Source organism: Azospirillum thermophilum, assembly GCF_003130795.1.
GTDB lineage: Bacteria > Pseudomonadota > Alphaproteobacteria > Azospirillales > Azospirillaceae > Azospirillum > Azospirillum thermophilum.
In genome coordinates this window covers 1,242,838-1,268,158 of record NZ_CP029352.1, presented here as the reverse complement: position 1 = coordinate 1,268,158, position 25,321 = coordinate 1,242,838, and the positions used below count along the sequence as shown (strand labels likewise).

General features: G+C 71.2%; 19 protein-coding genes. 3 read left to right on the top strand and 16 right to left on the bottom strand.

All coding sequences use genetic code 11. The features are described from left to right. Nucleotides 1–228 precede the first annotated feature (228 nt). Nucleotides 229–876, top strand: a complete 648-nt coding sequence (locus DEW08_RS05705) for a response regulator (protein ID WP_109325143.1) — start codon at nt 229–231, stop codon at nt 874–876. Nucleotides 877–1,070: 194 nt separating this feature from the next. Beyond that, nucleotides 1,071–1,958, top strand: coding sequence for a class A beta-lactamase (gene bla / locus DEW08_RS05700; protein ID WP_109325142.1), 888 nt, complete (start codon nt 1,071–1,073; stop codon nt 1,956–1,958). Nucleotides 1,959–1,975: 17 nt separating this feature from the next. Here the strand turns inward: bla and DEW08_RS05695 are convergent, their stop codons facing one another. The 8 genes from DEW08_RS05695 to DEW08_RS05660 form a co-directional block, all read right to left on the bottom strand. Next, nucleotides 1,976–5,455 (bottom strand): hybrid sensor histidine kinase/response regulator, encoded by a 3,480-nt coding sequence (locus DEW08_RS05695; protein WP_109325141.1) that lies wholly within the window; start codon nt 5,453–5,455, stop codon nt 1,976–1,978. A 122-nt stretch (nt 5,456–5,577) separates the two neighbouring features. Continuing rightward, nucleotides 5,578–7,293 (bottom strand): MFS transporter, encoded by a 1,716-nt coding sequence (locus DEW08_RS05690; RefSeq protein ID WP_109325140.1) that lies wholly within the window; start codon nt 7,291–7,293, stop codon nt 5,578–5,580. A 251-nt stretch (nt 7,294–7,544) separates the two neighbouring features. Next, the gene (locus DEW08_RS05685; RefSeq protein ID WP_109325139.1) at nt 7,545–8,351 is read right to left on the bottom strand and encodes an MlaA family lipoprotein; all 807 of its coding nucleotides are present in this window, start codon (nt 8,349–8,351) and stop codon (nt 7,545–7,547) included. Then, the gene (locus tag DEW08_RS05680; RefSeq protein WP_109325138.1) at nt 8,351–9,214 is read right to left on the bottom strand and encodes an MICOS complex subunit MIC60; all 864 of its coding nucleotides are present in this window, start codon (nt 9,212–9,214) and stop codon (nt 8,351–8,353) included. The genes DEW08_RS05685 and DEW08_RS05680 overlap by 1 nt, the downstream gene beginning before the upstream one ends. A 94-nt stretch (nt 9,215–9,308) precedes the next feature. Next, nucleotides 9,309–10,853, bottom strand: coding sequence for an ATP-binding cassette domain-containing protein (locus DEW08_RS05675; protein ID WP_109325137.1), 1,545 nt, complete (start codon nt 10,851–10,853; stop codon nt 9,309–9,311). 2 nt (nt 10,854–10,855) lie between these two features. Then, nucleotides 10,856–11,989 carry a hypothetical protein gene (locus DEW08_RS05670; RefSeq protein WP_109325136.1) on the bottom strand — a complete coding sequence of 378 codons (1,134 nt, stop codon included), beginning with the start codon at nt 11,987–11,989 and terminating at the stop codon, nt 10,856–10,858. Nucleotides 11,990–12,184: 195 nt separating this feature from the next. Beyond that, nucleotides 12,185–12,817, bottom strand: coding sequence for a hypothetical protein (locus tag DEW08_RS05665; protein WP_109325135.1), 633 nt, complete (start codon nt 12,815–12,817; stop codon nt 12,185–12,187). Further along, nucleotides 12,814–13,380: a hypothetical protein gene (locus DEW08_RS05660; protein ID WP_109325134.1), complete on the bottom strand. Its 567-nt coding sequence runs from the start codon at nt 13,378–13,380 to the stop codon at nt 12,814–12,816. Before DEW08_RS05660 ends, DEW08_RS05665 begins: the two co-directional genes overlap by 4 nt. A gap of 466 nt (nt 13,381–13,846) precedes the next feature. Here DEW08_RS05660 and DEW08_RS05655 point away from each other — a divergent pair, with 466 nt between their 5' ends. Beyond that, a complete protein-coding gene (locus tag DEW08_RS05655) occupies nt 13,847–15,034 on the top strand; it encodes a pentapeptide repeat-containing protein (RefSeq protein WP_109325133.1) in 1,188 nt (395 codons plus the stop codon). 127 nt (nt 15,035–15,161) lie between these two features. Here DEW08_RS05655 and DEW08_RS05650 read toward each other — a convergent pair whose 3' ends face one another. From DEW08_RS05650 to DEW08_RS05615, 8 genes are all read right to left on the bottom strand, one after another. Further along, nucleotides 15,162–15,368 carry a con-10 family general stress protein gene (locus DEW08_RS05650; protein WP_109325132.1) on the bottom strand — a complete coding sequence of 69 codons (207 nt, stop codon included), beginning with the start codon at nt 15,366–15,368 and terminating at the stop codon, nt 15,162–15,164. A 233-nt stretch (nt 15,369–15,601) separates the two neighbouring features. Further along, nucleotides 15,602–17,617, bottom strand: coding sequence for a methyl-accepting chemotaxis protein (locus tag DEW08_RS05645; RefSeq protein WP_168220277.1), 2,016 nt, complete (start codon nt 17,615–17,617; stop codon nt 15,602–15,604). A gap of 381 nt (nt 17,618–17,998) precedes the next feature. Continuing rightward, nucleotides 17,999–18,562, bottom strand: coding sequence for a DUF2889 domain-containing protein (locus tag DEW08_RS05640; RefSeq protein ID WP_109325130.1), 564 nt, complete (start codon nt 18,560–18,562; stop codon nt 17,999–18,001). A 25-nt stretch (nt 18,563–18,587) separates the two neighbouring features. Next, entirely contained in the window at nt 18,588–19,235 is a 648-nt protein-coding gene (locus tag DEW08_RS05635; protein WP_168220276.1) for a histidine phosphatase family protein, read from the bottom strand. Nucleotides 19,236–19,429: 194 nt separating this feature from the next. After that, nucleotides 19,430–20,590: an acyl-CoA dehydrogenase family protein gene (locus DEW08_RS05630; protein WP_109325128.1), complete on the bottom strand. Its 1,161-nt coding sequence runs from the start codon at nt 20,588–20,590 to the stop codon at nt 19,430–19,432. A gap of 14 nt (nt 20,591–20,604) precedes the next feature. Further along, nucleotides 20,605–21,804, bottom strand: coding sequence for an acyl-CoA dehydrogenase family protein (locus tag DEW08_RS05625; protein ID WP_109325127.1), 1,200 nt, complete (start codon nt 21,802–21,804; stop codon nt 20,605–20,607). A gap of 30 nt (nt 21,805–21,834) precedes the next feature. Beyond that, on the bottom strand, nt 21,835–23,016 hold the full coding sequence (locus DEW08_RS05620; RefSeq protein ID WP_109325126.1) for an acetyl-CoA C-acyltransferase: 1,182 nt from the start codon (nt 23,014–23,016) through the stop codon (nt 21,835–21,837). 65 nt (nt 23,017–23,081) lie between these two features. Next, complete coding sequence (locus DEW08_RS05615) at nt 23,082–25,178, bottom strand: 3-hydroxyacyl-CoA dehydrogenase NAD-binding domain-containing protein (protein WP_109325125.1); 2,097 nt, start codon at nt 25,176–25,178, stop codon at nt 23,082–23,084. Between the last annotated feature and the right edge of the window lie 143 nt (nt 25,179–25,321).

The window sequence follows — 25,321 nt, the reverse complement described above, 5'->3', positions numbered from 1 at the left end:
GGACGGTTGCGGTCGTGAAACCAAGTGTCGCATGCGGCGCTCTTTCGGAGGGGCGGCGGCAGCTTCCGCTTGAGTGTGGGGCGCGTCTGTGACACCACCACTGGCCGGCCCACCCGCAGGCCGGCTGATCGCCGAAGCGCTCGCGTCCTGCGGGCGTTCGGGTGATATATTGTCAAGCCGCGGTCCCGCACCGATACTGTCGGATATGGTTTTGCTGCCGGATTGTCCATGCCATACCGCATCCTGATCGCCGACGACCATCCCCTGATGCGGACAGCGCTCAGCCAGACCATCGGGCAGGCGCTGCCGGGGTCGGAGATTCTCGAGGCCGCGCGCTTCGACCAGATCAAGCCGGTTCTGGACAGCGGCGACGGGGTGGACATCATCCTGCTCGACCTGCACATGCCGGGGATGAGCGGCCTGATCGGCCTGATGATGCTGCGCTCCGAACATCCGGCGATCCCGGTGATCGTCGTCTCGGCGTCCGAGGATGCGGTGACCGTGCAGCGCGCCATCGACTACGGCGCCTCCGGCTTCGTGCCGAAATCGGCCCCCAACAGCCAGATCGTCGAGGCCATCCGCGCCGTGCTGGATGGCGAGCTGTGGGTGCCGGCCATCCCCGCCACCACCGAATCCGACGTCCCCGACCTCGCCCAGCGCGCCGCCACCCTGACGCCGCAGCAGCTCCGCGTGCTGGCCGGCATCGCCGAAGGCAAGCTGAACAAGCAGATCGCCTACGAGATGAACGTGGCGGAGACGACCGTGAAGGCGCACGTCACCACCATCCTGCGCAAGCTGGGCGTGCTGACCCGCACCCAGGCGGCGGTGCTCGCCAGCCAGATGGCGCTGGCCCCGCCGCCTCCGCCGGTGGAGTGACGGCGCCGGTCCGGGCGGGCGGGACTCTTCACCACAGCCGGACGATCCCGGCGCCCGGTGCTGCGGCCGGCGCCCGATTGGCCTTGCTTGTCCTCATTAGTTTTCCTAGGGGCGAACGAGAGTTATCATCGTTTGCCGCCCCATCGCCGCCTGCCTATCGTCCGGCCACCGAGACATGGGAACGGAGGGTTGAGATGATCGGACGGCGAAGCGTCCTGGCGGTCGGCGGTGGCCTGCTCCTGCTCACCGCGGCGCGGTTGGATGCCAAGGAAAACAAGACGTTGGGCGGTGATGCCCTGCGCGATGCCATGGCCGCGCTGGAGCGGCGCAGCGGTGGCCGGCTGGGGGTGGCGGTGCTCGACACCGGCAGCGGACGGCGCTTCGACTGGCGCGGGGGCGAGCGGTTCCCGATGTGCAGCACCTTCAAATTTCTATTGGCGGCGGCCGTGCTGAAGAGGGTCGACCAGGGCAGGGACAGCCTGGAGCGCCGCATCCCGGTGACCGCGGCCGACCTCGTCCCCTATGCCCCCTTCGCCGAGGGGCGGGTGAACGGCACGCCCCCCACGGTGGCCGAACTGTGCGAGGCGGCGGTGACGCTGAGCGACAATGTAGCGGCGAACCTGCTGCTGAGCGCGGTCGGCGATCCGGCCGGCCTCACCGCCTTCGTCCGGACGCTCGGCGACACGCACAGCCGGCTCGACCGCAACGAGCCGGAGCTGAACAGCTCCATCCCCGGCGATCCGCGCGACACCACGACGCCGAACGCCATGGTCCACAGCATGGGACGGCTGATGCTGGGCGACGCGCTGCGCCCCGCCTCGCGCGACCAGCTCATCGCCTGGATGGTCGCCAACAGGACCGGCGACAAGCGCCTGCGGGCGGGACTGCCGCAGGGCTGGCGGGTCGGCGACAAGACGGGCACCGGCAACGGCTCGTTCAACGACATCGCCATCGTCTGGCCGGCCGGCAAGCCGCCGCTCCTCGTCGCCAGCTACCTGACGCAGACGCCGAAGGGGTTCGCGCAGGGCGACGCGGTCCACGCCGACGTGGCGAAGGCGGTCGTCGAAGCGCTCGACGGCTAGCCCGCCCGCACGACGCTTCACCCCGCCAGCCTCTGCCCCTCCGCCAGAAGCTGCGCCAGCAGGGCGCGCAGCGCTCCCGGCTTGACCGGCTTGTAGAGCAGGCGGCAGCCGGCCCCCTCGATGTCCTCGCGGACGGCGGGGGCGCGGTCGGCGGTGACCACCGCGGCGGGGATGCTCGCGCCCAGGCCCGCCCGCAGCGTCGCCAGCGCCTCCACGCCGGTGATGCTGCGGTCGAGGTGGTAGTCGGTCAGGATCACGTCCGGCACCGCCCCCTCCAGGCGGGCGAGTGCCAGGTCCGGTGTCGCGGCGGTGACGACGCGGCAGGCCCAGCTCGACAGCAGGTCCTCGGTGGCGCGGGCGATGGCCGGTTCGTTCTCCAGGCACAGCACCAGCACGCCGCGCAGGTCCCGCCCGCGCGGACGGACGACCGCGGGCCGGGCCGCCACCGGCTCCGCCGTCAGCGGGACCAGCACGGAGAAGACGCTGCCCCGCCCGACCTGCGAGCGGACATGGACCGGGTGGTCGAGGATGCCGGCCAGCCGTTCCACGATGGCCAGCCCGAGGCCCAGCCCCTTGCCCCGCTCGTCGCCGTCATGGTCGAGCTGGCGGAACTCCATGAAGATCTCCGGCACCCGGTGCTCGGGGATGCCGGGTCCGGTATCCCACACCTCGATCGACAGATGGTCGCCGCGGCGCCGGCAGCCCAGCAGGATGCGGCCGGTGCGGGTGTAGCGCACGGCGTTGGCCAGGTAGTTCTGCAGGATGCGGCGCAGCAGGGTGGGATCGCTGCGCACGGTGGCGGTGCAGCCGACGGTGCGCAGGGCCAGCCCGTGCTGGCGGGCCAGCACCGTGAACTCCTCGCCCAGCGGCTTCAGCAGCTCGTCGATGCGCAGCGCCGCCGGGTTGGGCTTGACCACCCCGCTGTCGAGCTTCGACACGTCCAGCAGGTCGCCGAGGATCTGCTCGACCGACCGCAGCGAGGTGTCGATCTGCCGGATCGCCGGGTCACCGTTGCGCTCCGACAGGGCGGAGACGAACAGCCGGGCAGCGTGCAGCGGCTGCAGCAGGTCATGGCTGGCGGCGGCGAGGAAGCGCGTCTTGCCGGCGTTGGCCCGCTCGGCCTCCGCCTTCGCCTCGGACAGGTCGCGGGTGCGTTCGGCGATGCGGCGCTCCAGCGTCTCGTTGGCCTCCAGCAGGGCGGCGGCGGCGCGGTGCCGCTCGGTCACGTCGGTGTAGACGGCGACGAAGCCGCCGCCGGGCATCGGGTTGGTGGCGATCTCCAGCACCGTGCCGTCCGGGCGCCGCCGTTCGTAGACGTCCGGCTTGTTGCGCCGGCGCGGGTCGGAGCGGCGCGCCAGCAACGTCTCGATCTCGCCGTTGCGGCCGTACTCGCCGCGCCGGGCGATCAGCCCGACGATCTCCTCCAGCGAGGTGCCGACCTGCACGAAGCCGTCCGGCAGGTCGAGCAGGACGAGGAACTGGTTGTTCCAGGTGGCGACGCGCCATTCCTCGTCGAACACGGCGATGCCCTGGGGGACGTTCTCCACGGTGGCGCGCAGCAGCTCGTGCTGCTTCAGGATGGCGCGCGAGGCCTCGTCGATGATCGAGCGGGCGTCGGTGCGCGACAGCCGGCGGTCGGACAGCAGCCCCGCCACCACCACGCGGGCCGAGGCCGAGCCGACCGCCCCGGCGAGCAGCCGTTCGGTGAGCTGGATCGCCTCGCCGTCGCTGCGCGCCAGCAGGGCGGTCTGCAGGTCGCCGTCGCCGACCGCGGTCAGCCGCCGGAAGGCGGAGTCGGCGCGGGCCTGCCCGACATAACGCGTCGCCAGGTCGTGCAGGTCGGCCAGCGTGGCGCCGCGCGGGCCGGGGGTTTCCGCACCGTCGGCGCGGCGGCGGCTCATGAAGCGGGCGGCCTGCTGGCGTTCCAGCGTCGACGGGCGGGTGACCAGCGAGACCAGCACCAGCAGCAGCAGGTTGGGGCCGAGGCTCCACAGCGCGGCGTTGGTCAGCGGGTCGATGTCGGCGATGCCGGCCAGCGCCACCGGGCTCAGCCCGGTCAGTCCGAAGGGGCCGGCCTTCAGGGCGTCCGCCGTCAGCCAGCCGGCGTCGGCGAAGGAGGGCAGCAGCATCGTGTAGGTCCAGCCGACGAAGCCGGCGATGATCCCGGCGAAGGCGCCGGCGCGGGTGGCGCGGCTCCACACCAGCCCGATCAGCAGGGCCGGGGCGAACTGCGCCACCGCGGTGAAGGACATCATGCCGATGGTCGCCAGCGGGAAGGCCGGGCCGAGAACGCGGTAGCAGCCGTAGGCCAGCACCAGGATGACGATCACCGCGGAGCGGCGGACCATCAGCAGGATCGCCGCCGGATCGTCGCGCAGCCGCCGGTCCTCCGGCCGCATGGTCATCAGCAGAGGCACCGCGATGTCGTTGCAGATCATGGTGCTGAGCGCCACCGTCTCCACCAGGATCATGCTGGTGGCGGCGGACAGGCCGCCGATGAAGGCGATCATCGCCAGCCACGGCCAGCCCTGGGTCAGCGGCACCGTGACCATGAAGGTGTCGGCGTTGGTCCGCCCGTCGGGGAACAGCATCAGCCCGGCCAGCGCCACCGGCAGCACGAACAGGTTGATGGCGATCAGGTAGGCGGGGAACAGCCGGGCGGAGGAGCGCACGTCGCCGGCATGGGTGTTCTCCACCACCGCGACATGGAACTGCCGCGGCAGGCAGAGGATCGCCAGCGCCGACAGCAGGCAGGCCACCCACCAGTCCACCCCGATGGTGCTGACCCGCATCAGTTCCAGGAACTCCGGATGGCTCGCCGCGACGGAGAAGAAGGTGGCGGGGTCGCCGTAGGCCGCGAAGGCGATGGCGCCGCCGACCCCGAGCGCCGCCGCCAGCTTCACCACCGATTCCGCGGCGATCGCCATCATCAGGCCGCGGTGGTGCTCGTTGGCGGAGATGCTGCGCACGCCGAACAGGATGGCGAAGGCCGCCATCAGGAAGGTGACCAGCAGCGTCGTGCCGCCGGGCGCCCGGCTCATCTCGGAGCGCAGCGTGTCGCTCGCCAGCGCCTCGAAGCTGATGGTGATCGCCTTGAGCTGCAGCGCGATGTAGGGCAGCAGCCCGATCACCGCCGTGATGGTCACCAGCGCCGCCAGCCCGCGGCTCTTGCCGTAGCGCGCCGACAGGAAGTCGGAGATGGAGACGACGTTCTCCGCCTTGGCCACCCGCACGATGCGCGCCAGGATCGGCCAGCCGAGCCCCATCAGCAGGATCGGCCCGATGTAGATCGGCAGGAAGTAGAATCCGCCGGTCGCCGCCCGCCCGACGGCGCCGTAGAAGGTCCAGGAGGTGCAGTAGACCCCGAAGCTGAGCGCGTAGAGCAGGGGCGTGCGCCGGTTCGCCGTCCCCTTCGCCGTGCGGTCGCCATACCAGGCGATGGCGAAGAGGGTGGCGAGATAGGCCAGCGAGATGGCCAGGATGAACCAGCTCTCCATCGGGTCCGCCGCAAGCGTGGGGGGTAGGGAGGGATCGGGCGGCCACCCTAGCACGAAACGGCTGCGGGCGGAGGGATGAACCCCCCGCCCGCGACCCTGTATCCCGTGCCGTCCGGCGAAGGTCAGTCGTGCTGGTAGATGTCGACGTCCCGGGTCTCGCGGACGAACAGCACGCCGATCACGAAGGTCGCCGCGGCGATCACGATCGGGTACCAGAGGCCGGAATAGATGTCGCCGGTGGCCGCCACGATGGCGAAGGAGGTCGTCGGCAGGAAGCCGCCGAACCAGCCGTTGCCGATATGGTAGGGCAGCGACATCGAGGTGTAGCGGATGCGGGTGGGGAACATCTCCACCAGCATCGCGGCGATCGGGCCGTAGACCATGGTGACGTAGAGGACCAGCACGGTCAGCAGGGCGATGACCATCACATGGTCGACCTGCGCCGGGTCGGCCTTCGGCGGGTAGCCGGCGGTCTTCAGCGCGTCGGACAGGCCCTTGTCGAAGGCGGCGCCGGCGGCCTTCACGTCGGTCGGGGCGGCATGGGTCGACGGGCCGTGGCTCAGCGACACGCCGGTCGAGGCCGCCGGCGCCGCAATGTAGGACTGGATGACCGTGGTGCCGACGCGGACCGACGCGACGGTCCCCGCCGGCGCGGCCTCGTTGGAATAGGGGATGCCGCGGCGGGCCAGCGCACTCTTGGCGATGTCGCAGGAGGAGGTGAACTGGCTGGTGCCGACAGGGTTGAACTGGAAGGAGCACTCGTTGGGGTCGGCGACGACCACGACCGGCGCCGTGGCGGCCGCGGTTTCCAGCGCCGGGTTGGCGTAGTGGGTGATCGCCTTGAAGATCGGGAAGTAGGTCAGGCAGGCCAGCACCAGCCCGGCCATGATGATCGGCTTGCGGCCGATGCGGTCGGCCAGCGTGCCGAAGACGATGAAGAAGGGCGTGCCGATCAGCAGGGCCGCCGCGATCATCAGGTTGGCGGTCTGCGCATCGACCTTCAGCGTCTGGGTCAGGAAGAACAGGGCATAGAACTGGCCGGTGTACCAGACCACCGCCTGGCCGGCGACGAGGCCGAACAGGGCGAGCAGCACGACCTTCAGGTTCTTCCACTCGCCGAAGGATTCGGTCAGCGGCGCCTTGGAATGCTTGCCCTCCTCCTTCATCCGCTTGAAGGCGGGCGATTCGTTCAGCATCAGGCGGATCCAGACCGAGATGCCCAGCAGCACGATCGAGATCAGGAAGGGGATGCGCCAGCCCCACTCGTCGAAGGCCTCCGGCGACATCGACACGCGGCAGCCCAGGATCACCAGCAGCGACAGGAACAGGCCCAGCGTCGCCGTGGTCTGGATCCAGGCGGTGTAGTTGCCGCGGCGGCCGTGCGGCGCATGCTCCGCCACATAGGTCGCGGCACCGCCGTATTCGCCGCCGAGCGCCAGGCCCTGCAGCAGGCGCAGCACGATCAGGATGATCGGCGCCGCGATGCCGATGGCGGCGTAGTTGGGCAGGATGCCCACGATGAAGGTGGACAGGCCCATGAGCAGGATGGTGACGAGGAAGGTGTATTTGCGGCCGATCATGTCGCCCAGCCGGCCGAAGACCAGCGCGCCGAACGGACGCACCGCGAAGCCGGCGGCGAAGGCGAGCAGGGCGAAGATGAAGGCCGCGGTCGGGTTGACGCCCGAGAAGAACTGCTTGGCGATCACCGCGCTGAGCGAGCCGTACAGGTAGAAATCATACCACTCGAAGACCGTGCCGAGCGACGAGGCGAAGATGACCTTCTTCTCCTCGCCGCTCATCGGGCGAACGGCGTCGCCCGTGGATGCCGCATAAGCCATGTCTCAAGCACCCTCCCTGTTTTTATCATGGGATGTCCGCCCGCGGGCGAGACGGGGCGCCGGCAGGGCGAATTCTGTTTCCGTGACAAAATGTCGCCCTGGCAAACAAATTTGGCACCCCCGACCATGGTCGGTGGTGACGGAACCCGCGCCCGGGTTTAGGTTGAGCGCTTTGCTCGGCTATCCGGCTTCGCCATCAGGCTGCCGGCGAGGTGCGGACCAAGCAAAATGGTCGGGGATCGCGGGCGGCTTCAGCCGGCGCGGCGCAGATCCTCGCAGCGCGCGCGGCGCTGGAGCAGATAGGCCTCGCGGGTCTTCTCGTAGTCGGTGAAGCGCAGGGCCTTGGCCTGCGGGTCGATCTGGCGCGTCGCCACCACGTCGGCGACGATCTCGATGGTCTCGGCCACCAGCAGCGTCTGGAAGCTCGCCCCCGTCCCGAAGGTGGCGCCGACCACCGTCCACAGGATGAGGTTTGTCAGCACGATGTCCGAGACGGCGTCGCGCGTGGTGCGCGGTCCGACGAAGGGCAGCACCAGATAGGGGCCCTCGCCGACGCCCGCCTTGCACAGGCTGAGCCCGGCGTCGGTGTGGGTGGCGCCGTAGCCCCAGGCGGTGGCGGTGTCGTAATAGCCGAGAATGCCGGCGGTGCTGTTGATGGCGAAGCGCTGGACCGACCGCCAGGAATTGGGCAGGTCGCCCACCGCCAGCGCGGTGATGGCGGTCACCGGCTCGTTGACCAGATTGGCGACCACGTTGCCCAGGGCGCCCTCGGTGCCGGGCGGCGCCTGCGGGTCGGCCGCGCCGCCCGGCCACCAGCCGTCGCGCCACTGCGCCAGCGCGTCCATCCGGCCGTAGACGGCGCCGTTGAAGGAGAACATCAGCCGGCTGTAGCGGTCGAGCAGCCCACCCTCGCCGGAGGGTCCCGCCGGACCGGACGCCCGTTCCGGCGCCTGATCCGCGGCCGTCCCGGCCGGTGGCGCCTCGGCGCGGGCGTCGGCGCCGGCCGCCGCCGCGACGGCCAGCACGGCGGCGACGGCCAGGCGGCGCGGCGCCGGCATCAGCGGCCGGGCATCTGGGCGAGCGCGCTGGCGATCCGGCCGCCCAGCTTGGCGATGGCCGCATCGGCGGCCAGCCGCGCGCGGGCGTCGGTCATCCAGCTATCCAGCGCCAGCGCAACATCGCCGGAAACCTGCGACAGCTCCGTCACCGCGCCGTCGAGGTTGCCGGTCGCCAGATGCTCGCGCGCATGTTCCACCGCCGCCGCGACCCGCTCGGCCTGCGGAGGCGCAGCCCCCTGGTCCGCCGGCTGGCGGCCGATCAGGCTGTTGAACCAGGCTGCCGGCATGGCCTTGTAGTCCGGCCGGGTGATCTCCTCGGCCAGCGACTTGAACTCGTGGCGGAGCTGCTGCGTCACCAGGATCCCGGTGGTCGAGTATTTCTCGATGGAGGCCAGCAGCGGAGCGGCGGCGCCGAGGTCCGGGTTGGCGGCGCGGGCCAGCGCCAGTTCCACGTCGAACGGACCCGGCCGGCGCAGCGCCGCCTGGAGCTGGACCAGCGCCACCAGGCCGACCCGCGCCTCGGCGGCGGCCTGGGCGCTGCGGGCGGCGGCGGTCTCCTGCCGCGCCTTGTCGAGGCCGGCGGCCAGGTCGACCATCCGGCGCTCCAGGTCGGCGACGGTCTGCGACAGCCTGCCGATCTCGACGTCCTGGCGGGCCTGCTTCTCCGCCGTCGGCGTGCGCAGATGCATGAACTGGAAGAGCGGCGGCGCCCAGAAGGCGGAGGTCACGGCCGCGACCAGCGCCACCGCCGCCATCGCGGTGGTCCCGCCGCCCGCCGTCCGCCGCGGCGCCGGCTGCGGAGTGTCCCAGTCCGCACCGGCCGGAGCCGGGGTGCTGCCTTGCTGATCCGCGTCGCCCGTCATCGCTCGCCCCCCTTCGGCCCGTCTCTCATGGGTTATGACCAGTCTTCGTTACTATATCCGGACGAGGTGGCCGGCAAGGCCATGCCGCCCGGCCCTAGAAGGTCAGCGTCAGCACCGATACCAGCGCATGCACCAGCAGCGTGATGGTCACGCCGGCGATGATCGACTGGGCGATGGCGGTGTTGATCGCGATCACCGAGTCCTTGCGCCCCATGCCGATCAGGATCGCCACGCCGCCGGCCAGGAACCCGCTCAGCGCCACCTTCAGCAGCACCCAGCCCATCTTCTTCGCCGGCCACAGCCCGTCGACCAGCAGCTTGCGGAAGAAATGGTCCTGCCACAGCTCGCGCGGCTGCTGCGGGAACAGCAGGTGCCAGGTCTCCATCGACCCCCAGCTCGCCACCGCCAGCGACATCACCAGCAGCAGGCCCGATCCCACCACCATGTTCAGGATGATCGCGGTGAAGATGTAGCCGCGGGCCGGGATGTGCAGGTTCTCCATCGCCTTGAACTGCGAGGACAGCACCCGGTTGCCGATGTCGGCGGCGATGATGGCGTTGTTGCGGGCGACGAACAGGATGCTGCTGATCAGCGGCACCGCCACCGTCGCCTGCACCAGCCCGACGCCGACCAGCGTCTCGTCATGCAGCAGCGACTTCAGGAAGCCGCCGAAGGAATTGTAGTTGAAGCCGAACCACATGGACACGAAGCCCATGATCAGCGCTCCCATCCCCATGTAGACCAGCATCATCGGGGACACGCAGAGCGCCCAGAAATATTCGGCGAGATAGCGCAGGAACCAGTAGCCGCGCGACCGGCTGCCGATGGCGGCCGGCCAGGGGTTGGGCCGTTCGCCGGCGGGCGGACGCCGGACGGCCGTCCCCGCATCGGGAGCGGCATCCGTGGCGGCATCGGGGGCCGAGCCCACCCGCAGCAGCTCCGCCTCCACCAGCTCGGCGTCGGGCGGCACCTCGACCAGCCGGTGGTTGCGGGTGTCGAGCAGCAGCACCCGGTCGGCGATCGGCAGCAGGTCCTTCACATGGTGGGCGACGATCAGCGCCGGCTTGCCCATGCCGCGGCACAGCCCGCGGATCAGCTCCCCCAGCCGCCGGGCCGAGGTGACGTCGAGGCCGGAGTTCGGCTCGTCGAACAGCAGCACCGGCCGGTCGGCCAGCACCGTGCGGGCGATGGCGAGGCGCTGGCGCTGGCCGCCGCTGCAGGCCGATACGCGCTTGTGCGGGCCGATGTCGCCGAGCAGCGCGGTGGCGTCGGCCATCAGCTCCGGGTGGCGGCCCGGCGCATGGTCGGCGGCGATGCGCAGGTTCTCGATCGCCGTCAGGTCGTCGAACAGCGCATGCTCCTGGAAGACGATGCCGCCGACGTCGCTGCGCTCGGCGGCGAGGTCGATCCGGCGGTCGCCCAGCGTCAGCCGGCCGGTCACCCGCCAGCCGCCCTCGCCGACCTCCAGCAGCCCGCCAAGCAGCTTCACGATGGTGGACTTGCCGCCGCCGCTGGGGCCGACCAGCAGGACCACCTCCGACGGGCCGATGCGCAGCGTCGTGGGGTCGAGCAGTGCGCCGCCGCCGGGCCGGCGGATCGACAGGTTCTCGATCAGGATTTCGGGATGGTCCGCAGGCATCGTCACGGGCCGGCACTCCGCACAAGGAGCTTCGGCGCCCGCGGGTCGAGGCGGAGCATCTCGTCGCGCTGCTGCGGGCTCATCAGGATCACCACCGGGCCGGTGCGGCCGTTGATGAAGCCGTGGAAGGCATAGGCGGCCAGCGCGTTGAGGTCGGCATCGGCCCGCACGCCGAACAGGATGCGCGGCGCCATGCGCGACAGCTCGCCGACCGGCTGCCCGACCGGGGCGAGATGGACGCCCATGCGCGGGTCGGTGACCAGCCGCATCACCGTCGCCTCGACCCGCGGGTCGGCGGCCAGCGCGTCCATCATCCCGTTGGCGAAGGTCTGCAGGAACAGCTTGGTCTGCCGCGTCTCGACGATGGCGCCCGCCATGCGCTCCAGCACGCCGAACTCGCGCACGTCGCGCATCGCCGCCTCCAGCGCCTGTTCCAGCGGCGCGGTGTTCCACGGCCGGGCGTTGAAGACGTCGAGCACGGCGCCGACGTTGGCCTGCAGGATCTCCCAGATCAGCCCGTCGAGCCGGCGCATCACCAGCGGCCGGATCTCCCGCATGGCGGTGTCGCGCACGATGGGCTCCGCCGCGCGCATCATCTCGTCATAGGCGGCGCGGGTGGCCGGGGCGCGCCACGCCTTGTCGAAGGCGTCGCGGGCGGACTCCTGCAGCGCCGGCCGGTACTCGCGGGTGAATTCCGGGGAGCGGAGGATGGCGTCGGCCGACTGCCGCATCGCCGCCCCCAGCCGGTCGAAGCCCTGGCGCAGCTCGCTCCGCTCCGCCTCGGTGGCGAGCATCCACAGGGTGCGGATGTCGGCGAAGAACAGCACCGCCTCGCTCGCCCTGGCCAGCAGCGGGTCGGACGGGTCGTAGAGCGTGACGCGGATGCGGCCGTCATCCTCCTGCCTGGCATAGCCGGAGCGGATCGTGGTGCGGTCGGGCCGCAGCGTCAGCACCGGGATGCCGGAACCGGCCACCGTCGGCTCCAGCGTCCGGTCCATCGGCACGGCGGGGGAAAAGCTCCAGGTCGCGGTGGCGGTGCGCAGCGGCAGCGCCGCCATGCCGGCCGCGGCGAACAGGGCGAGCAGCCCGGCGCTTGCCGCGGCGGACAGAATCCCGGACCGGCTGACGAAACCCATGCGCGACACCCACCCCGCCTTGCGAAGACCCAAGCAGGACCGACGGGGCGGAGTACCCCGTCCGCGTGCAGGGAAGCATCAGCAATGCAGGCGAAACAACAAAAATCCCGCCGGGCCAACGAACTGTCATGAAAGCCGGACTGTCGCGGACGCCGGACCGTCGTGAAAGCCCGGGCCAGCCGCCGTCGGCCGCCGTCAGCCGCGGGCCGGGGCGGGCGCCGGGCGCCGGGTGGTCCGGCCGCCTTCCTCCTCCTCTTCCGGCCGGCCGGGGCGCCGGAAGGTGGAGAGTTCGGAGATGCGGTTGACCACCAGCCCGTTCAGCCGGCAGGCGGCGACCTCGATCACCTCGAATCCCGCCTTGCGCGGGAAGCGGGAGCCGATCCGGTCGCGCACCTCGCGCTCGGTGTCGGCGACCAGCAGGTAGCGGCGCACCCCGGTCCAGCCGCGATGGTCGCCGGCATCCAGCAGGTTGACGCCGGCGGGGGTGTAGCGGACGGCCGCCTCCCAGAAGCGGCCGGGGCGCGGGTCCACCCGCTCGAAGACGAAATAGCGCTCCAGCGGCGCCACCCGCTTGTTGTCGAGATCGATCAGCGCCGCCTGCATCTCCTGCTCGGCCTTGGTGACGCGGCGTTCCATATCGGCCTCGGCCTGGGCCAGCTTGGTGTACTCGTTGGAGATCTCCGTCAGCTCCACCGCCAGGTCGTCGGCCTTGCCCTTGAGCTTGGCGGCGGCGACGCGGCTCTGGGCGAGCTGGCGGCGCCAGTAGCGGTTCGACAGGACGGTGAGCACCATCAGCGCCAGCGAACAGTAGAGGAGCATCCCGGTCATGCGGCGGTGACCTCCGCCTCGGGATCGGGCGCATGGGCCAGCGGCACGATCGGGCTGCAGGCGATGCCGTTGCGTGCGGAAAAGGCGTTCTGCAGCACCGCGTAGGCCGCGTCGGTGGAGGGCGCCCAGATATGGGCGACGTTGCGGTATTCCCAGATCTGGCGGGAAAAGACGATGTCCTTGCGCTCCAGCTCGGCGAAGTTCGCCGCCGCCGTCAGCCGCGCCCAATAGACGTCGCAGTTGCCGTCGGCCTCGCCGCCCAGCTCGTGCACCATCTCGACCTTGGAGCATTCCAGCGCCCGCGCCTCGGTCTGCGCCTTCTGGCGCCGGCCGGTATACTCGGTCAGCCGGGCCTGCAGCGTGATCAGGTCGGACCGCTTGCGCTCCGTTCTCTGCCGCCACTCGGCCAGCGCCGCGCGCTTCCTGTCGTACTGACGCTGGTTGATCGCTTCGCGCGCCTTCTCGGCGCTGACGCGTCCCACATCGACCACGATCGACAGTCCCAGCGCCGCGGCACTGGTGATCAGCAGCAGCAAGCCCAGGAACTCGGCCGAAAACACCATCCGCACACCCTTCGCTGCGCCGGCGGCGCCGCCATTCCCCGGCCGGCGGCCGGGACAGCCCTGCCCGTTGCGGCGCGGCACGCCGCCGTATGCAACGGAGCATAACATCGCAGGAGTGTTGGCGGGTTGCATTTTTTCGTCAGGATTGCTCCTTATTTCGACAGACGAAGAGGTGCAGATGCTTTCCTTGACAGGACATATCGCTTCACCAACTATCTTCCAAATTCAGGCCGATTCGGCTGCCACCGTTACTTGCGGACTGGCCAGTCGAGGAGCCTTATACGATCCGGCCTGTGGCGGACGGCCGGCTGCCGGGGGAAATAGCCGCTTTGTGTGAAGCTTTATGTCGTATTGCGGATTGCTTCTTTTCCCGGCGGTCGCAATTCGATAAAGTCCCCATCCTCGACTGAACCGCAACCCGCCGGCGGCACCGTTCGCGCGGGAGGGGCGGCACGGGGTGGCCTGCATGAGGGACGAGCGTTACCTGCGAGCCGTTCGTGACGCGCTGGTCCGGCACCAGCAGTGGCTGCTGCGCGACCCGCCCGGCCTGGGCCGGCGCGCCAATCTCAGTTTCCAGGATCTCAGCGGCCTCGGGCTGAAGCGGATCAACCTCGCGGGCGCCAAGCTGACCGGGGCCAGCCTCGCCGGTGCGCGCCTGTCCGGTTCCGTGCTGTCGCGGGTCGATCTCTACGGCGCGGACCTCAGCCGCGCCGACCTGTCGGGCGCGCAGCTCCAGTCCGCCGACCTGCGCGGCGCGCGGGTGGACGGGGCCACGCTCAGCGGGGCGGACCTGCGGGGCGCCGACCTGCGCCGCGGCCTGATGATGGAAGTCGGGGCGCAGCGCGCCGCCGGCAACCCGGACGGCACCACCACCTTCGTCGGCTGCAGCATGGCCCGCACCGTGCTGGCCGGCTGCCGCATGGGGCAGTGCGACTTCTCGGGCAGCGACCTGTCGGGGGCCGACTTTTCCGACGGTGACCTCACCGGCGCCATCCTGATCGGCGCCAACCTGACCGACGCGGTGATCCGGCGCACCGCGCTCGACGGCGTGCTGATGTGCGGCGCCCGCCTCGACGAGGAACTGCGGGCGACGCTGGAGCGGCGGGGCATCGACGTCGACGGGACGGGGATGACGACGCTGGCCGCCCGGGTGGCCGACCTGATCTCCACCCACCAGATCTGGGTCGACAAGGAGGGGCGGGCGGGGCAGCGGCTGGAACTGCAGCGGGCCGACCTCCGCGGCTATTCCTTCGCCAACCAGCTCCTCTGCGGGGCGGTGATGCGGTTCAGCAGCCTGCGCGGCGCCGACTTCTCCGGCGCGAAGCTGATCATGGCGGATCTGTCCTACAGCGACCTGCGCGACGCGGACTTCACCAGCGCCGACCTGTCGGGCTGCAACCTGCAGGGCGCCAACCTCGCCGGCGCCAAGCTGTGGCGGGCCCGCCTGCGCGAGGTGGATCTGGCCGGCGACGGCAGCCGCCTGTGGCCGACCAGTTTCGAGAAGGCGGTGCTGACCGGGGCCGACCTGCGCGACGCCAGCCTTGCCCGCGTGATCCTGCGCGGGGCGGACCTCACGGCGATCAGGACCAGCCTCGCCACGCTGCGCGGCGCCGACCTGTCGGGGGCCGGCGGGCTGCTGCAGGCGCCGGCCTGACAGCGCTTCGCCCCGGCACAGCGGATGGCGCGGTGCCGGGGCGAACGGGAGCCGGGATGGAAGGAACGGCTCCGGCCCGCGGGCCTCGGGTCACCCGATCCCGGGCCGGCGGGTGTCGGGAGCGGCGTCAGCTCCGGTCGCCGCCGCCGCCGCCGTGCGAGTGCTGGCCGCCCTTGCGGCCGGCTTCCGCCGCCCGTTCCGGATCATTCTTGAAGTTGCCGCCGGAGACGTGACCGCCCTTGCGGCCGGCCTCGGCCGCCCGTTCCGGGTCGTTCTTGAAGTTGCCGCCGGAGTGCTGGCCGCCCTTGGACTGTCCGTCATTCTGGTTCGCCATCGTTACCTCCTGTTTGGATTGGTTGGTCTCGGTATGGCGCTCCTTCCAACAGCGGGTTTGGAGAATCGTCACGGCCGACAAAACCCTGTGTCGTGGCGCGGGGGCCGGCTCCCCCGGCCGGGGAACCGCCGGACCGCATGTCGCCGCGTGCAGCCGGAACGGAAAAAGCCCTTCCCCGGGGACGGGGAAGGGCTTCCGGCGTCGTCGGCAGGATGCCGGACGGTTGCCGTGCTTCAGGCGGCGCGGATCTGGGCGAGGAAGGTGCCGACCTCGCGGTGCAGGGCCTCGGCCTGCTGCGACAACTCGCGCGAGGCGCCGAGCACCTGGGTGGCGGCGGTGCCGGTCTGGCTGGCGGCCTCGTTGACCTGCACGATGGTCCCGCTGACGTCGCGGGTGCCGAGGGCGGCCTGCTGGACGTTGCGGGTGATCTCGCCGGTGGTGGCGTTCTGCTCCTCGATGGCGGCGGCGATGGCCGAGGCGATCTCGTTGATCGAGGCGATCGTCGTGCCGATCTCGTCGATCGCGTGCACCGTGCCCTGCGTCGCCATCTGGACCGCGGCGATCTGGGCGCCGATCTCCTCGGTCGCCTTGCTGGTCTGGTTGGCCAGCGCCTTGACCTCGCTCGCCACCACGGCGAAGCCCTTGCCGGCTTCGCCGGCACGGGCCGCCTCGATCGTCGCGTTCAGCGCCAGCAGGTTGGTCTGGCTGGCGATGTCCTGGATCAGCCGCACCACCTCGCCGATGCGGTTGGCCGCCTCGGCGAGGCCGCGGACGGACTCCACCGTCTGCTGTGCCTGGGTCGCGGCGGTGGAGGCGATGCTGGTCGAGCTGGCGACCTGCCGGCCGATCTCCTGGATCGAGGCCGCCATCTCCTCGGTCGCGGCGGCGACGGTCTGCACGTTGGCGCTGGTCTGCTCGGCCGACGCGGCCGACGCGGTCGCCTGGGCGTTGGTCTGGTCGGCCAGCGCCGCCATGCTCTCGGCAGTGTGGCTCAGCTCCGACGAGGCCGAGGCCATGCCGCCCAGCACCTCGGAGACGGAGCGGTCGAAGCTGCGGATATACTCCTCGATCTGCTTCTGGCGCTCCTCCTTGCGGATCTGCTCGGCGTGCTGCTCCTCCTCCAGGCGGCGGTTGGTGACGGCGGCCTCCTTGAAGACCTCCAGCGAGCGGGCCAGCATGCCCACCTCGTCCTTGCGGCCGACGCCGTCCACGGCGATCTCCAGGTCGCCCTTCGCCAGCCGCTCCATCAGCAGGGCGAGGCCGTTCAGCGGGCGGATCACCCGGCGGTTGAAGACCGAGGCCAGCACGAAGATGGCGGCGGCGATGGCGGCGGTCAGCAGCCCGGCCTCGACCATCAGCAGGCGGGCGTCGGCGATCTCCTCGTCCAGGGACTTCAGCCCCTCGGCCACGGCGGCGTCGCGGATCTGCAGGATCGCCTGCAGGAACGCCGTCTGGCGGGCGCGGAAATCGGCCAGCTCCAGCCCGTGCCGCCCGTCCACCCGCGCCGCCTTCAGCACGGTGTCGTAGAGCGCCAGCCCTTCGGAGAAATAGCGCTGCTTCACCGTCGCGACGGCGTCGCCGAGCTCGCCGCCGGCGCCGAGCTGCCGGACCAGCGTCTGCACGCGCGTCCACAGCTCGTCCACCCGGCCGGCCAGCTCCGCCGCCTTCTCCAGCGAGGCCGGGGTGGCGGGCTCGTCGGCGGCGACGAGCTGGGTCATCAGCACGCCGCGGTTCCCGGCGGTGGCGCGCAGGTCCATGGTCAGCCGGGCGAGCGAGATCAGGTCGCCGGCCGCCGCGTTCCGCTTCAGCACGGTGGTTTCCATCTCGTCGAGGATCGGGGTGTACTCCGCGATCAGCTTCGCCATCGAGGCCGAATAGTCCTTCACCAGCGCGGCGTCGCGCCGGGAGTCCGGCAGCTCGACCGCAGGCAGTGCGCGCTCGCGCCCCTCGCGCCAGCGCTTGGCGATCCCCTCCGCGCGGCCGGACAACGCCTTGCCGTTCGGCAGCCGGCCCAGAGCCTCCAGCCCGGCGGCGAAGGCCTTGTCGGTGGTCGCGGCATCGGCGCTGATCTTGGCGAGCACCTTCTGGTCCGCCGCCTTCTCCTGCAGCAGGGCGGCATTGACGGTGCCGCGCTCCAGCGCCGTCACCTCGGCGATGCGGGCGACGGCGGCGAAGGCCGCGACGTGGGCATGCGCAATTTGTGCGTCATTCTGACGGTTGTATTGCTGTATGACCAAAGACAGAGCCACGGCAACCGCGATGGCTCCAGCAATGCTGATGCATAAAACGAAAAGCGTCCTGATCCGCATGATGGATTCCCCGGTTTCTTTTTGGATTGGGTCTGCGGATACAGAGGAATTCTAAACTTTCCGCTAAGGTCAGGCTGCTTCGCTTTACGGAAACTCAGTGGAAAATACGCGTAAAATATCATATTTTGATCGGACGGCGAGGTTGTCCCCATCCCAGGTAGCTCCCTGCCCGAGGGCAATCCCTTGTTTTTTGATAGGAATAGCCCGACCGCTCGCGCGCAGGTGGCCGACCGGGCCCATCCGGCAGTCTTCGGCCGCCGCGGTGCTGCGGCATGAGCGCAGCGCATGGCACCGGCCCCGCCCGCTCATGACTGCGGCGGATCAGTCCGTCGGCTGCGGCTTGTCGCGGTTGGCGAAATAGTCGGGCCACAGGCGGCGGGCGGTCTCGCCGTCCTCGTCATAGGCGTGGCAGTTGTTGAGCATCACCGGCCGCTTCTGCGGGTCGACGGAGCGCGACCGCTTGCCGGCGAAGACCGTCTGGAAGGCGACCGTCGCGACGGGGCCGAGCAGTTCGACCAGATGGGTGCAGCCCTTGCGGCCGCCCAGCCGCTCCTTCACCGCGCGCATCCAGCCGGGGCCGATGCGCAGCCCCTCCAGCGCCACGAAGGCCGGCGCGATGTCCGGGCAGACCTGGAAGGGGCTGGCGTCGGTCGCGGCCTCCGACTTTACGATGGTCAGCCGGTCGTCCACCGTCAGGCGGATGCGCATGTCATGGACCGGATCGCCCGGCTCGACGGTGCCGCGCCACTGGTTCTGGAAGGAATAGGCCTTGGTGTCGGTGATGTGCCCCTCGATGTCCCACAGCCCGTCCTCCCGCTGATAGCCGTGACAGACCACCGTGCGGGTGTGCTTCAACGTGCGGGGGGCGGGGGCGGACAGCGGCATGGCGGAACCTTCCGCAGGGATGCGGTCAGGAGATGGAATCGGGCGGCGCCGCCTCCGCCTCCGGCAGCAGCGGCGTGACGCGCCAGCCGCTCCCCTCGGCCTCGAACAGCAGCGGTGCGGCGTTGGCGGTGTATTCCGGCCGCACCGGCAGGCGAAGCGAGCCGAGCAGCACATGCAGCACGCCGCCGTGGGAGACCATCAGCGTCGTCCCGTCGGCGTCGAGCGCCGCGGCGATGCCGGCGCGGGCGCGCTGGATGAAGCCGGCCAGCGTCTCGCCGTTCGGCGGGTCGCGGGTCCAGTCGAGATCGGCCGAGGAGGAGCCGACGAGGTCGCCGAACCAGCGTTCCCGCAGGCCGGGCTCCGCCTCCACCGCCAGGCCGATCACCTCGGCGACGATGCCGGCGGTGGTCCAGGCGCGGGCCATGTCGCTCGCCCGGATGCGGCGGATCGGATGGTCGCGGAGCTGTTCCGCCGCCAGCCGGGCCTGGGCGAGCCCGGTGTCGTTCAGCGGGATGTCCGCCGGCTGGTAGATGCGGGTGCGGTTGCCCTCGGTCTGGCCGTGGCGCAGGAAATAGAAGGTGCGCACCCCGATCGCCAGCGGCTCGCGCCCGGCGATCTCCTCGAGCACCTCCATGCCGCGGCGGGAATAGGTGGTGTGGACGGGGGTGGTCATCTGTCTCAGCCTCGCAATGTCGGCGCCGGCCGCCGGACGGGCGCCGAAACCAAAGGTCGGCAGAGGCTGCCACAGTCGGTTGCGGTGCGCAACGAGGCGAAACGGCGGTTCGCGGCGGACAGCGCTGCCCTGCGCGGACCGCAGGCGGGGGAGCCCCGGCCCGTCACGGAGGCCCCGGGCTCCCCAGCCGCGCATCAGGCCGCCTGCTCCAGCCCGCCTTCCGCCTCCGGCAGCGCCGCGAAGCGGGCGAGGTGGTGGTCGGCGTCGCCCAGCCAATGGTCGATCATCACCAGCCGCTTGGCATAATGCGAGATCGCCGCCTCCTCGGTCATGCCCATGCCGCCATGCATCTGGATCGCCTGTTCGGCGATGAAGCGGCCGGACCGGCCGATCAGCACCTTCGCGGCGGCGATCCGCCGCTCCCGCTCCGCCGCCGGCCGGTCGAGGCTGCAGGCCGCGAGGATCGCCATGGAGCGCGCCTGCTCCAGCGCGATGCGCATGTCCACCATCCGGTGCTGCAGCACCTGGAAGCGCCCGATCGGTCCGCCGAACTGCTGGCGCGTCTTCAGATAGTCGAGCGTCAGCTCGCAGGCCGCCTCCATGGCGCCCACCGCCTCGGCGGCCAGCGCGGCGCAGCCGGCGGCCAGCACGGCCTCCAGCGCGTCGGCCGCGGCGCCCTCGCGGCCCAGCAGCGCGTCGGCCGGCAGCTCGGCGCCGTCCAGCGTCAGCTCGGCGGCGCGCAGCCCGTCGATGGTGGGATAGCCGCGCAGGGTGACGCCGGGCTGCGCCGGGTCGACCAGGAAGACCGAGACGCCGTCGCGCTCGCCGGGCTGGCCGGCCGTGCGGGCGGTGACCAGCAGCCGGCCGGCGCCGTCGCCGTTCAGCACCACGGCCTTGCGGCCGGTCAGCCGCCAGCCGTCGCCGCTGCGCCCGGCCCGCGTCTCGATCCACAGCGGCTCATAGCGGCCGGCCGGCTCGCCATAGGCCAGCGCCAGCGTCAGCTCCCCGGCGATCACCGCCGGCAGCAGGGCGGCGCGCTGCTCCGCGCTGCCCAGCCGGGCGACCAGCCCGCCGCCCAGCACCACCGTCGCCAGATAGGGCTCCAGCGTCAGGCCGCGGCCGAAGGCCTGGTGCAGGACCATCAGCTCGACCCCGCCGCCGCCGATGCCGCCGTCCTCCTCGGCGAAGGGCACCGACAGCAGGCCCAGCTCGGCCAGCAGCGCCCAGGTCTCATCGCTGTAGCCCTTCGGCTCCCGGCCGTAGCGGATGCGCTGCTCGAAGCCGTAGCGCTCGCGCACCAGCCGGTTGACCGTGTCGTCGAGCATCCGCTGCTCGTCGTTCAGGGTGAAGTCCATGACGGCGGCCCTCCTTAGAGACCGAGGATCATCTTGGCGATGATGTTCTTCTGGATTTCGTTGGAGCCGCCGTAGATCGACAGCTTGCGGCGGTTGAAATACTGGGCCGACAGCGGGGCGGCATGATCCGGCCCGACCGGCTCCGCGGCGGCGCCCCCGGCCTCCAGCGCGTCCTGCGGGAAGGGCAGGGCGTAGGGGCCGACGGCGCGGCGCAGCAGGTCGGTGATGGCCTGCCGGATCTCGGTGCCGCGCACCTTGAGGATGGAGCTTTCCGCCCCCGGCACGCCGCCGCCCTGCACCGCGGCGATGACGCGCAGGTTGGTCATCTCCAGCGCCATCAGGTCGATCTCGACCTCGGCGATCTGGCGGCGGACCTGCGGATCCTCGATCAGCGGTCGGCCCTGGGCGATCTGCCGCGCCGCGACCGTCTTCAGGTGGCGCAGCGCCGCCTTCGCCATGCCGACCCCGGCGATGCCGGTGCGCTCGTAGGTCAGCAGGTACTTGGCGCAGGTCCAGCCCTTGTTCTCCTGCCCGACGAGGTTCCCGGCCGGCACCCGCACGTCGTCGAAGAAGACCTCGTTCACCTCATGCTCGCCGTCCAGCGTGATGATCGGGCGGACGGTGACGCCGGGGGTCGCCATGTCGATCAGCAGGAAGGAGATGCCCTCCTGCATCTTGGCCGCCGGGTCGGTGCGCACCAGGCAGAAGATCATGTTGGCGTGCTGGCCGAGGGTGGTCCAGGTCTTCTGCCCGTTGACGACATAGTGGTCGCCGTCCCGCACCGCGCGGGTCTTCAGCGAGGCGAGGTCGGATCCCGCTCCCGGCTCCGAATAGCCCTGGCACCACCAGTCGATGCCGTCGAGGATGCGCGGCAGATAGTGGCGCTTCTGCTCCTCGGTGCCGAACCTGATGATGACCGGGGCCACCATGCTCACGCCGAAGGGAATGATCTGCGGCGCGCCGGCGGCGGCGCATTCCTCGTCGAAGATGTGGCGCTGCACCGGGCCCCAGCCGGTGCCGCCATACTGCGTCGGCCAGTGGACGGCCAGCCAGCCGCGCTCGGCCAGCGCCGCGTGCCAGCGCAGATGGTCGTCCCTGGTCAGGCGCTTGCCCTGCCGGACCTTGGCGCTGACGTCGCGGGGAAGCTTCTCGTCCAGGAAGCGGCGGACCTCGGCGCGGAACGCCTGCTCCTCGGCGGTGTAGGTGATGTCCATGTCTTGTCTCGCTTCAGGGTCTGTCTGGCGTTACGCCACGTCGAAGAGGCCGGCGGCACCCATGCCGCCGCCGACGCACATGGTGACCACCACGCGCCGGGCGCCGCGCCGCCTGCCCTCGATCAGCGCGTGGCCGGTGAGGCGCGATCCGGTGACGCCGTAGGGATGGCCGATGGAGATCGACCCGCCGTTGACGTTCAGCCGTTCCATCGGGATGCCCAGCCGGTCGCGGCAATAGAGGACCTGGCAGGCGAAGGCCTCGTTCAGCTCCCACAGGTCGATGTCGTCCACCGTCAGCCCGTGCCGCTCCAGCAGGCGCGGGATGGCGTGGACCGGGCCGATGCCCATCTCGTCGGGCTCGCAGCCGGCGACCGCCAGCCCGCGGAAGATGCCGAGCGGCTGCAGCCCGCGCCGTTCCGCCAGCCGCGCGTCCATCACCACGCAGGCCGACGCCCCGTCCGAAAGCTGGCTGGCGTTGCCGGCGGTGATGAACTCGCCGGGGCCGCGCACCGGCTCCAGCCGCGCCAGCCCCTCCAGCGTCGTGTCGGGGCGGTTGCACTCGTCCTTCGCCAGGGTGACCGTCTCCTCCCGCGTCTCGCCGGTGGCCTTGTCCTGCACCAGCCTGACGGTGGAGAGCGGGACGATCTCCTGGTCGAACAGGCCTTGCTCCTGCGCGCGGGCGGTGCGCTGCTGGCTGACCAGGGCGTATTCGTCCTGCGCCTCCCGGCTGATGCCGTAGCGGCGGGCGACGATGTCGGCGGTCTCGATCATCGTCAGATAGACCTCGGGCTTGTGCTCGCGCAGCCAGGGGTTCACCGCCTGGTGCTTGTTGACGGCGTTCTGGACGAGGCTGATGGAGTCGAGCCCGCCGGCCACCATCACCGGCACCTTGTCGACGATGACGCGCTGCGCCGCCATGGCGATGGCCTGCAGGCCCGACGCGCAGAAGCGGTTGATGCTGGTGCCCGCGGTGGTGACCGGCAGGCCGGCGCGCAGCGCGCACAGCCGCGCCATGTTCTTGCCCTGCGGTCCTTCATGGAAGGTGGCGCCGAGGATGACGTCCTCGACCTCCGCCGGGTCGATGCCGGCACGCTGGACCGCATGGCGGATGACGTGGCCGCCGAGATCGACGCTGTGCGTGTTGTTGAAGGCGCCGCGGAAGGACTTCGCCAGCGGCGTCCGGGCGGTGGAGACGATGACCGCGTCTGTCATGGACCGACTTGCTCCGGGAAGGGAAGGGGGCGGGACCGGGAGGAGGCTGCGGCGATGCGCGCGCCTCACAGGTCGCCGAAGCGCCCGCCCTCGCGGGCGAGGCGCTGGAGAAGGGCGGCCGGCTGCCACGGGCTGCCGCCGAGCGTGGCGTGGTAGCGCTCCACCGCCTCCAGCACGGCCGGCAGCCCGACCTGGCCGGCCCAGAACATCGGACCGCCGCGGTAGGCCGGGAAGCCGTAGCCGTGGATCCACACCACGTCGATGTCGAGCGCGCGGGCGGCGATGCCCTCCTCCAGGATCTTCGCCCCCTCGTTCACCATCACGTAGAGGCAGCGTTCCAGGATCTCCCGGTCGGAGACCGTGCGCGGCGTGATCCCCTTCTCCGCCCGCCAGGCGGCGATCAGGGACTCCACCTCCGGGTCGGGCAGGGGCTTGCGGCTTCCGGCTTCATAGCGGTAGACCCCGGCGCCGGTCTTCTGGCCGAAGCGCCCCTGCTCGGCCAGCCGGTCGAGCCAGTTGGGCGCCAGCGCGTCCGGGTCGCCGGCCTTGCGCCGCTCCTCGCGGATGCGCCATCCCACGTCGATGCCGGCGAGGTCGAGCATGGCGAACTGCCCCATCGGGAAGCCGAACCCGGTCAGCACCCGGTCGACCTGCGCGGGGGAGGCGCCCTCCTCGACCAGGGCAATCGCCTCGCGTCCGCGCTGGTGCAGCATCCGGTTGCCGACGAAGCCGTAGCAGACGCCGACCAGCACGCCGACCTTGCCGATCCGCCGCGCCACCTCCATCACCGTCGCGGCGACATCTTCGGCGGTCCGGCGGCCCCGGACATTCTCCAGCAGCCGCATGACGTTGGCCGGGCTGAAGAAATGCATGCCGACCACGTCCTGCGGCCGGCCGGTGGCCGAGGCGATCTCGTCCACGTCGAGGGTCGAGGTGTTGGTGGCGAGGATCGCGCCCGGCCTGCACACCCGGTCGAGCGTCGCGAAGATCGCCTTCTTGACCTCCATGCTCTCGAACGCCGCCTCGATCACCAGATCGGCGTCGGCGAGGTCGTCATAGGACAGGGTGGGGTGGATCAGGCCGATGCGCGCCTCGACGTCGGCAGCGCTGATCCTGCCTTTGGCGGCGCTGGCCTCGTAGTTGCGGCGGACGGCGGCAAGGCCCCTGTCCAGCGCCTCCTGCGTCACCTCCAGCAGCCGCACCGGGATTCCGGCGTTGGCGAAGCACATGGCGATGCCGCCGCCCATGGTTCCGGCGCCGATCACCGCGACCTGCCGGACCGGACGGGTGGCGGTGCCGGCCGGCAGGCCGGGGACCTTGGCGGCCTCGCGCTCCGCGAAGAAGGCATGGATCAGGCCGGCGCGCTGGGGCGAGTCCATGCAGGCGAGGAACAGGTCGCGCTCGCGCTTCAGCCCCTCCTCGAAGGGCAGGGTGGCGGCGGCCTCCACCGCGTCGACGCAGCGGTGCGGCGAGAAGAGCGCCGCCGCCCGCTTGGCAAGCCCGGCGCGATAGTCGGCGAAGACCGCCGGATCGGTGCCGGCGATCTTCTCGTCGCGCCGGCTGACCGGGCGTGCGGGCAGCCCCTCCGTCCGCACCCGCTCGGCGAAGCGCAGGCCGGCCTCCAGCGCCGACTCCCCGTCCTCGACGACGTCGAGGATGCCCATGTCGAGCGCCGCCGCGGCGGGAACCGGGTCGCCGCCGACGATCATGTCCAGGGCATTGCGCACCCCGACCAGCCGCGGCAGGCGCTGCGTCCCGCCGGCGCCGGGCAGCAGTCCCAGCTTCACCTCCGGCAGCCCGACCTTGGCCGAGCGCAGGGCGACGCGGAAGTGGCAGGCCAGCGCCACCTCCAGCCCACCGCCGAGCGCCGTGCCATGGATGGCGGCGACGACCGGCTTGGGGCTGGCGTCGAAGCGGGCGACCACCTCGGGCAGGCCGGGCGCTTGCTGCGGCTTGCCGAACTCGCGGATGTCGGCGCCGGCCATGAAGGTGCGGCCGGCGGCGGTCAGCACCAGCACGTCGGCCCCGTCATCGGCGAGACCGGCCTCCAGCGCGCGGATCAGGCCGGTCCGGACGTCGATGCCCAGCGCGTTGACCGGCGGGTACTCCACGGTGATGACGCCGGTGCGGCCCGTGCGCGCGTAGTGGACGACCTTGCTCATTGCGTTTCTCCCTGGCTGTCCCGCGGCTGTCCCGTTCGGGGCGGGGGATCGGCGTCCCGGCCCTGGGTCTCGCGGGCTCTTGTCGCGGGGTCTTCCGCCTGCTCGCGGCGTCGAGCGGCCGGGCCACTGTAGCAGCAGTTTCT

Coding starts and splice junctions, on each gene's coding strand:
- DEW08_RS05705 (WP_109325143.1), top strand. CDS start 229: ATGCCATACCGCATCCTGATCGCCGACGACCATCCCCTGATGCGGACA.
- bla (WP_109325142.1), top strand. CDS start 1,071: ATGATCGGACGGCGAAGCGTCCTGGCGGTCGGCGGTGGCCTGCTCCTG.
- DEW08_RS05695 (WP_109325141.1), bottom strand. CDS start 5,455: ATGGAGAGCTGGTTCATCCTGGCCATCTCGCTGGCCTATCTCGCCACC.
- DEW08_RS05690 (WP_109325140.1), bottom strand. CDS start 7,293: ATGGCTTATGCGGCATCCACGGGCGACGCCGTTCGCCCGATGAGCGGC.
- DEW08_RS05685 (WP_109325139.1), bottom strand. CDS start 8,351: ATGCCGGCGCCGCGCCGCCTGGCCGTCGCCGCCGTGCTGGCCGTCGCG.
- DEW08_RS05680 (WP_109325138.1), bottom strand. CDS start 9,214: ATGACGGGCGACGCGGATCAGCAAGGCAGCACCCCGGCTCCGGCCGGT.
- DEW08_RS05675 (WP_109325137.1), bottom strand. CDS start 10,853: ATGCCTGCGGACCATCCCGAAATCCTGATCGAGAACCTGTCGATCCGC.
- DEW08_RS05670 (WP_109325136.1), bottom strand. CDS start 11,989: ATGGGTTTCGTCAGCCGGTCCGGGATTCTGTCCGCCGCGGCAAGCGCC.
- DEW08_RS05665 (WP_109325135.1), bottom strand. CDS start 12,817: ATGACCGGGATGCTCCTCTACTGTTCGCTGGCGCTGATGGTGCTCACC.
- DEW08_RS05660 (WP_109325134.1), bottom strand. CDS start 13,380: ATGGTGTTTTCGGCCGAGTTCCTGGGCTTGCTGCTGCTGATCACCAGT.
- DEW08_RS05655 (WP_109325133.1), top strand. CDS start 13,847: ATGAGGGACGAGCGTTACCTGCGAGCCGTTCGTGACGCGCTGGTCCGG.
- DEW08_RS05650 (WP_109325132.1), bottom strand. CDS start 15,368: ATGGCGAACCAGAATGACGGACAGTCCAAGGGCGGCCAGCACTCCGGC.
- DEW08_RS05640 (WP_109325130.1), bottom strand. CDS start 18,562: ATGCCGCTGTCCGCCCCCGCCCCCCGCACGTTGAAGCACACCCGCACG.
- DEW08_RS05635 (WP_168220276.1), bottom strand. CDS start 19,235: ATGACCACCCCCGTCCACACCACCTATTCCCGCCGCGGCATGGAGGTG.
- DEW08_RS05630 (WP_109325128.1), bottom strand. CDS start 20,590: ATGGACTTCACCCTGAACGACGAGCAGCGGATGCTCGACGACACGGTC.
- DEW08_RS05625 (WP_109325127.1), bottom strand. CDS start 21,804: ATGGACATCACCTACACCGCCGAGGAGCAGGCGTTCCGCGCCGAGGTC.
- DEW08_RS05620 (WP_109325126.1), bottom strand. CDS start 23,016: ATGACAGACGCGGTCATCGTCTCCACCGCCCGGACGCCGCTGGCGAAG.
- DEW08_RS05615 (WP_109325125.1), bottom strand. CDS start 25,178: ATGAGCAAGGTCGTCCACTACGCGCGCACGGGCCGCACCGGCGTCATC.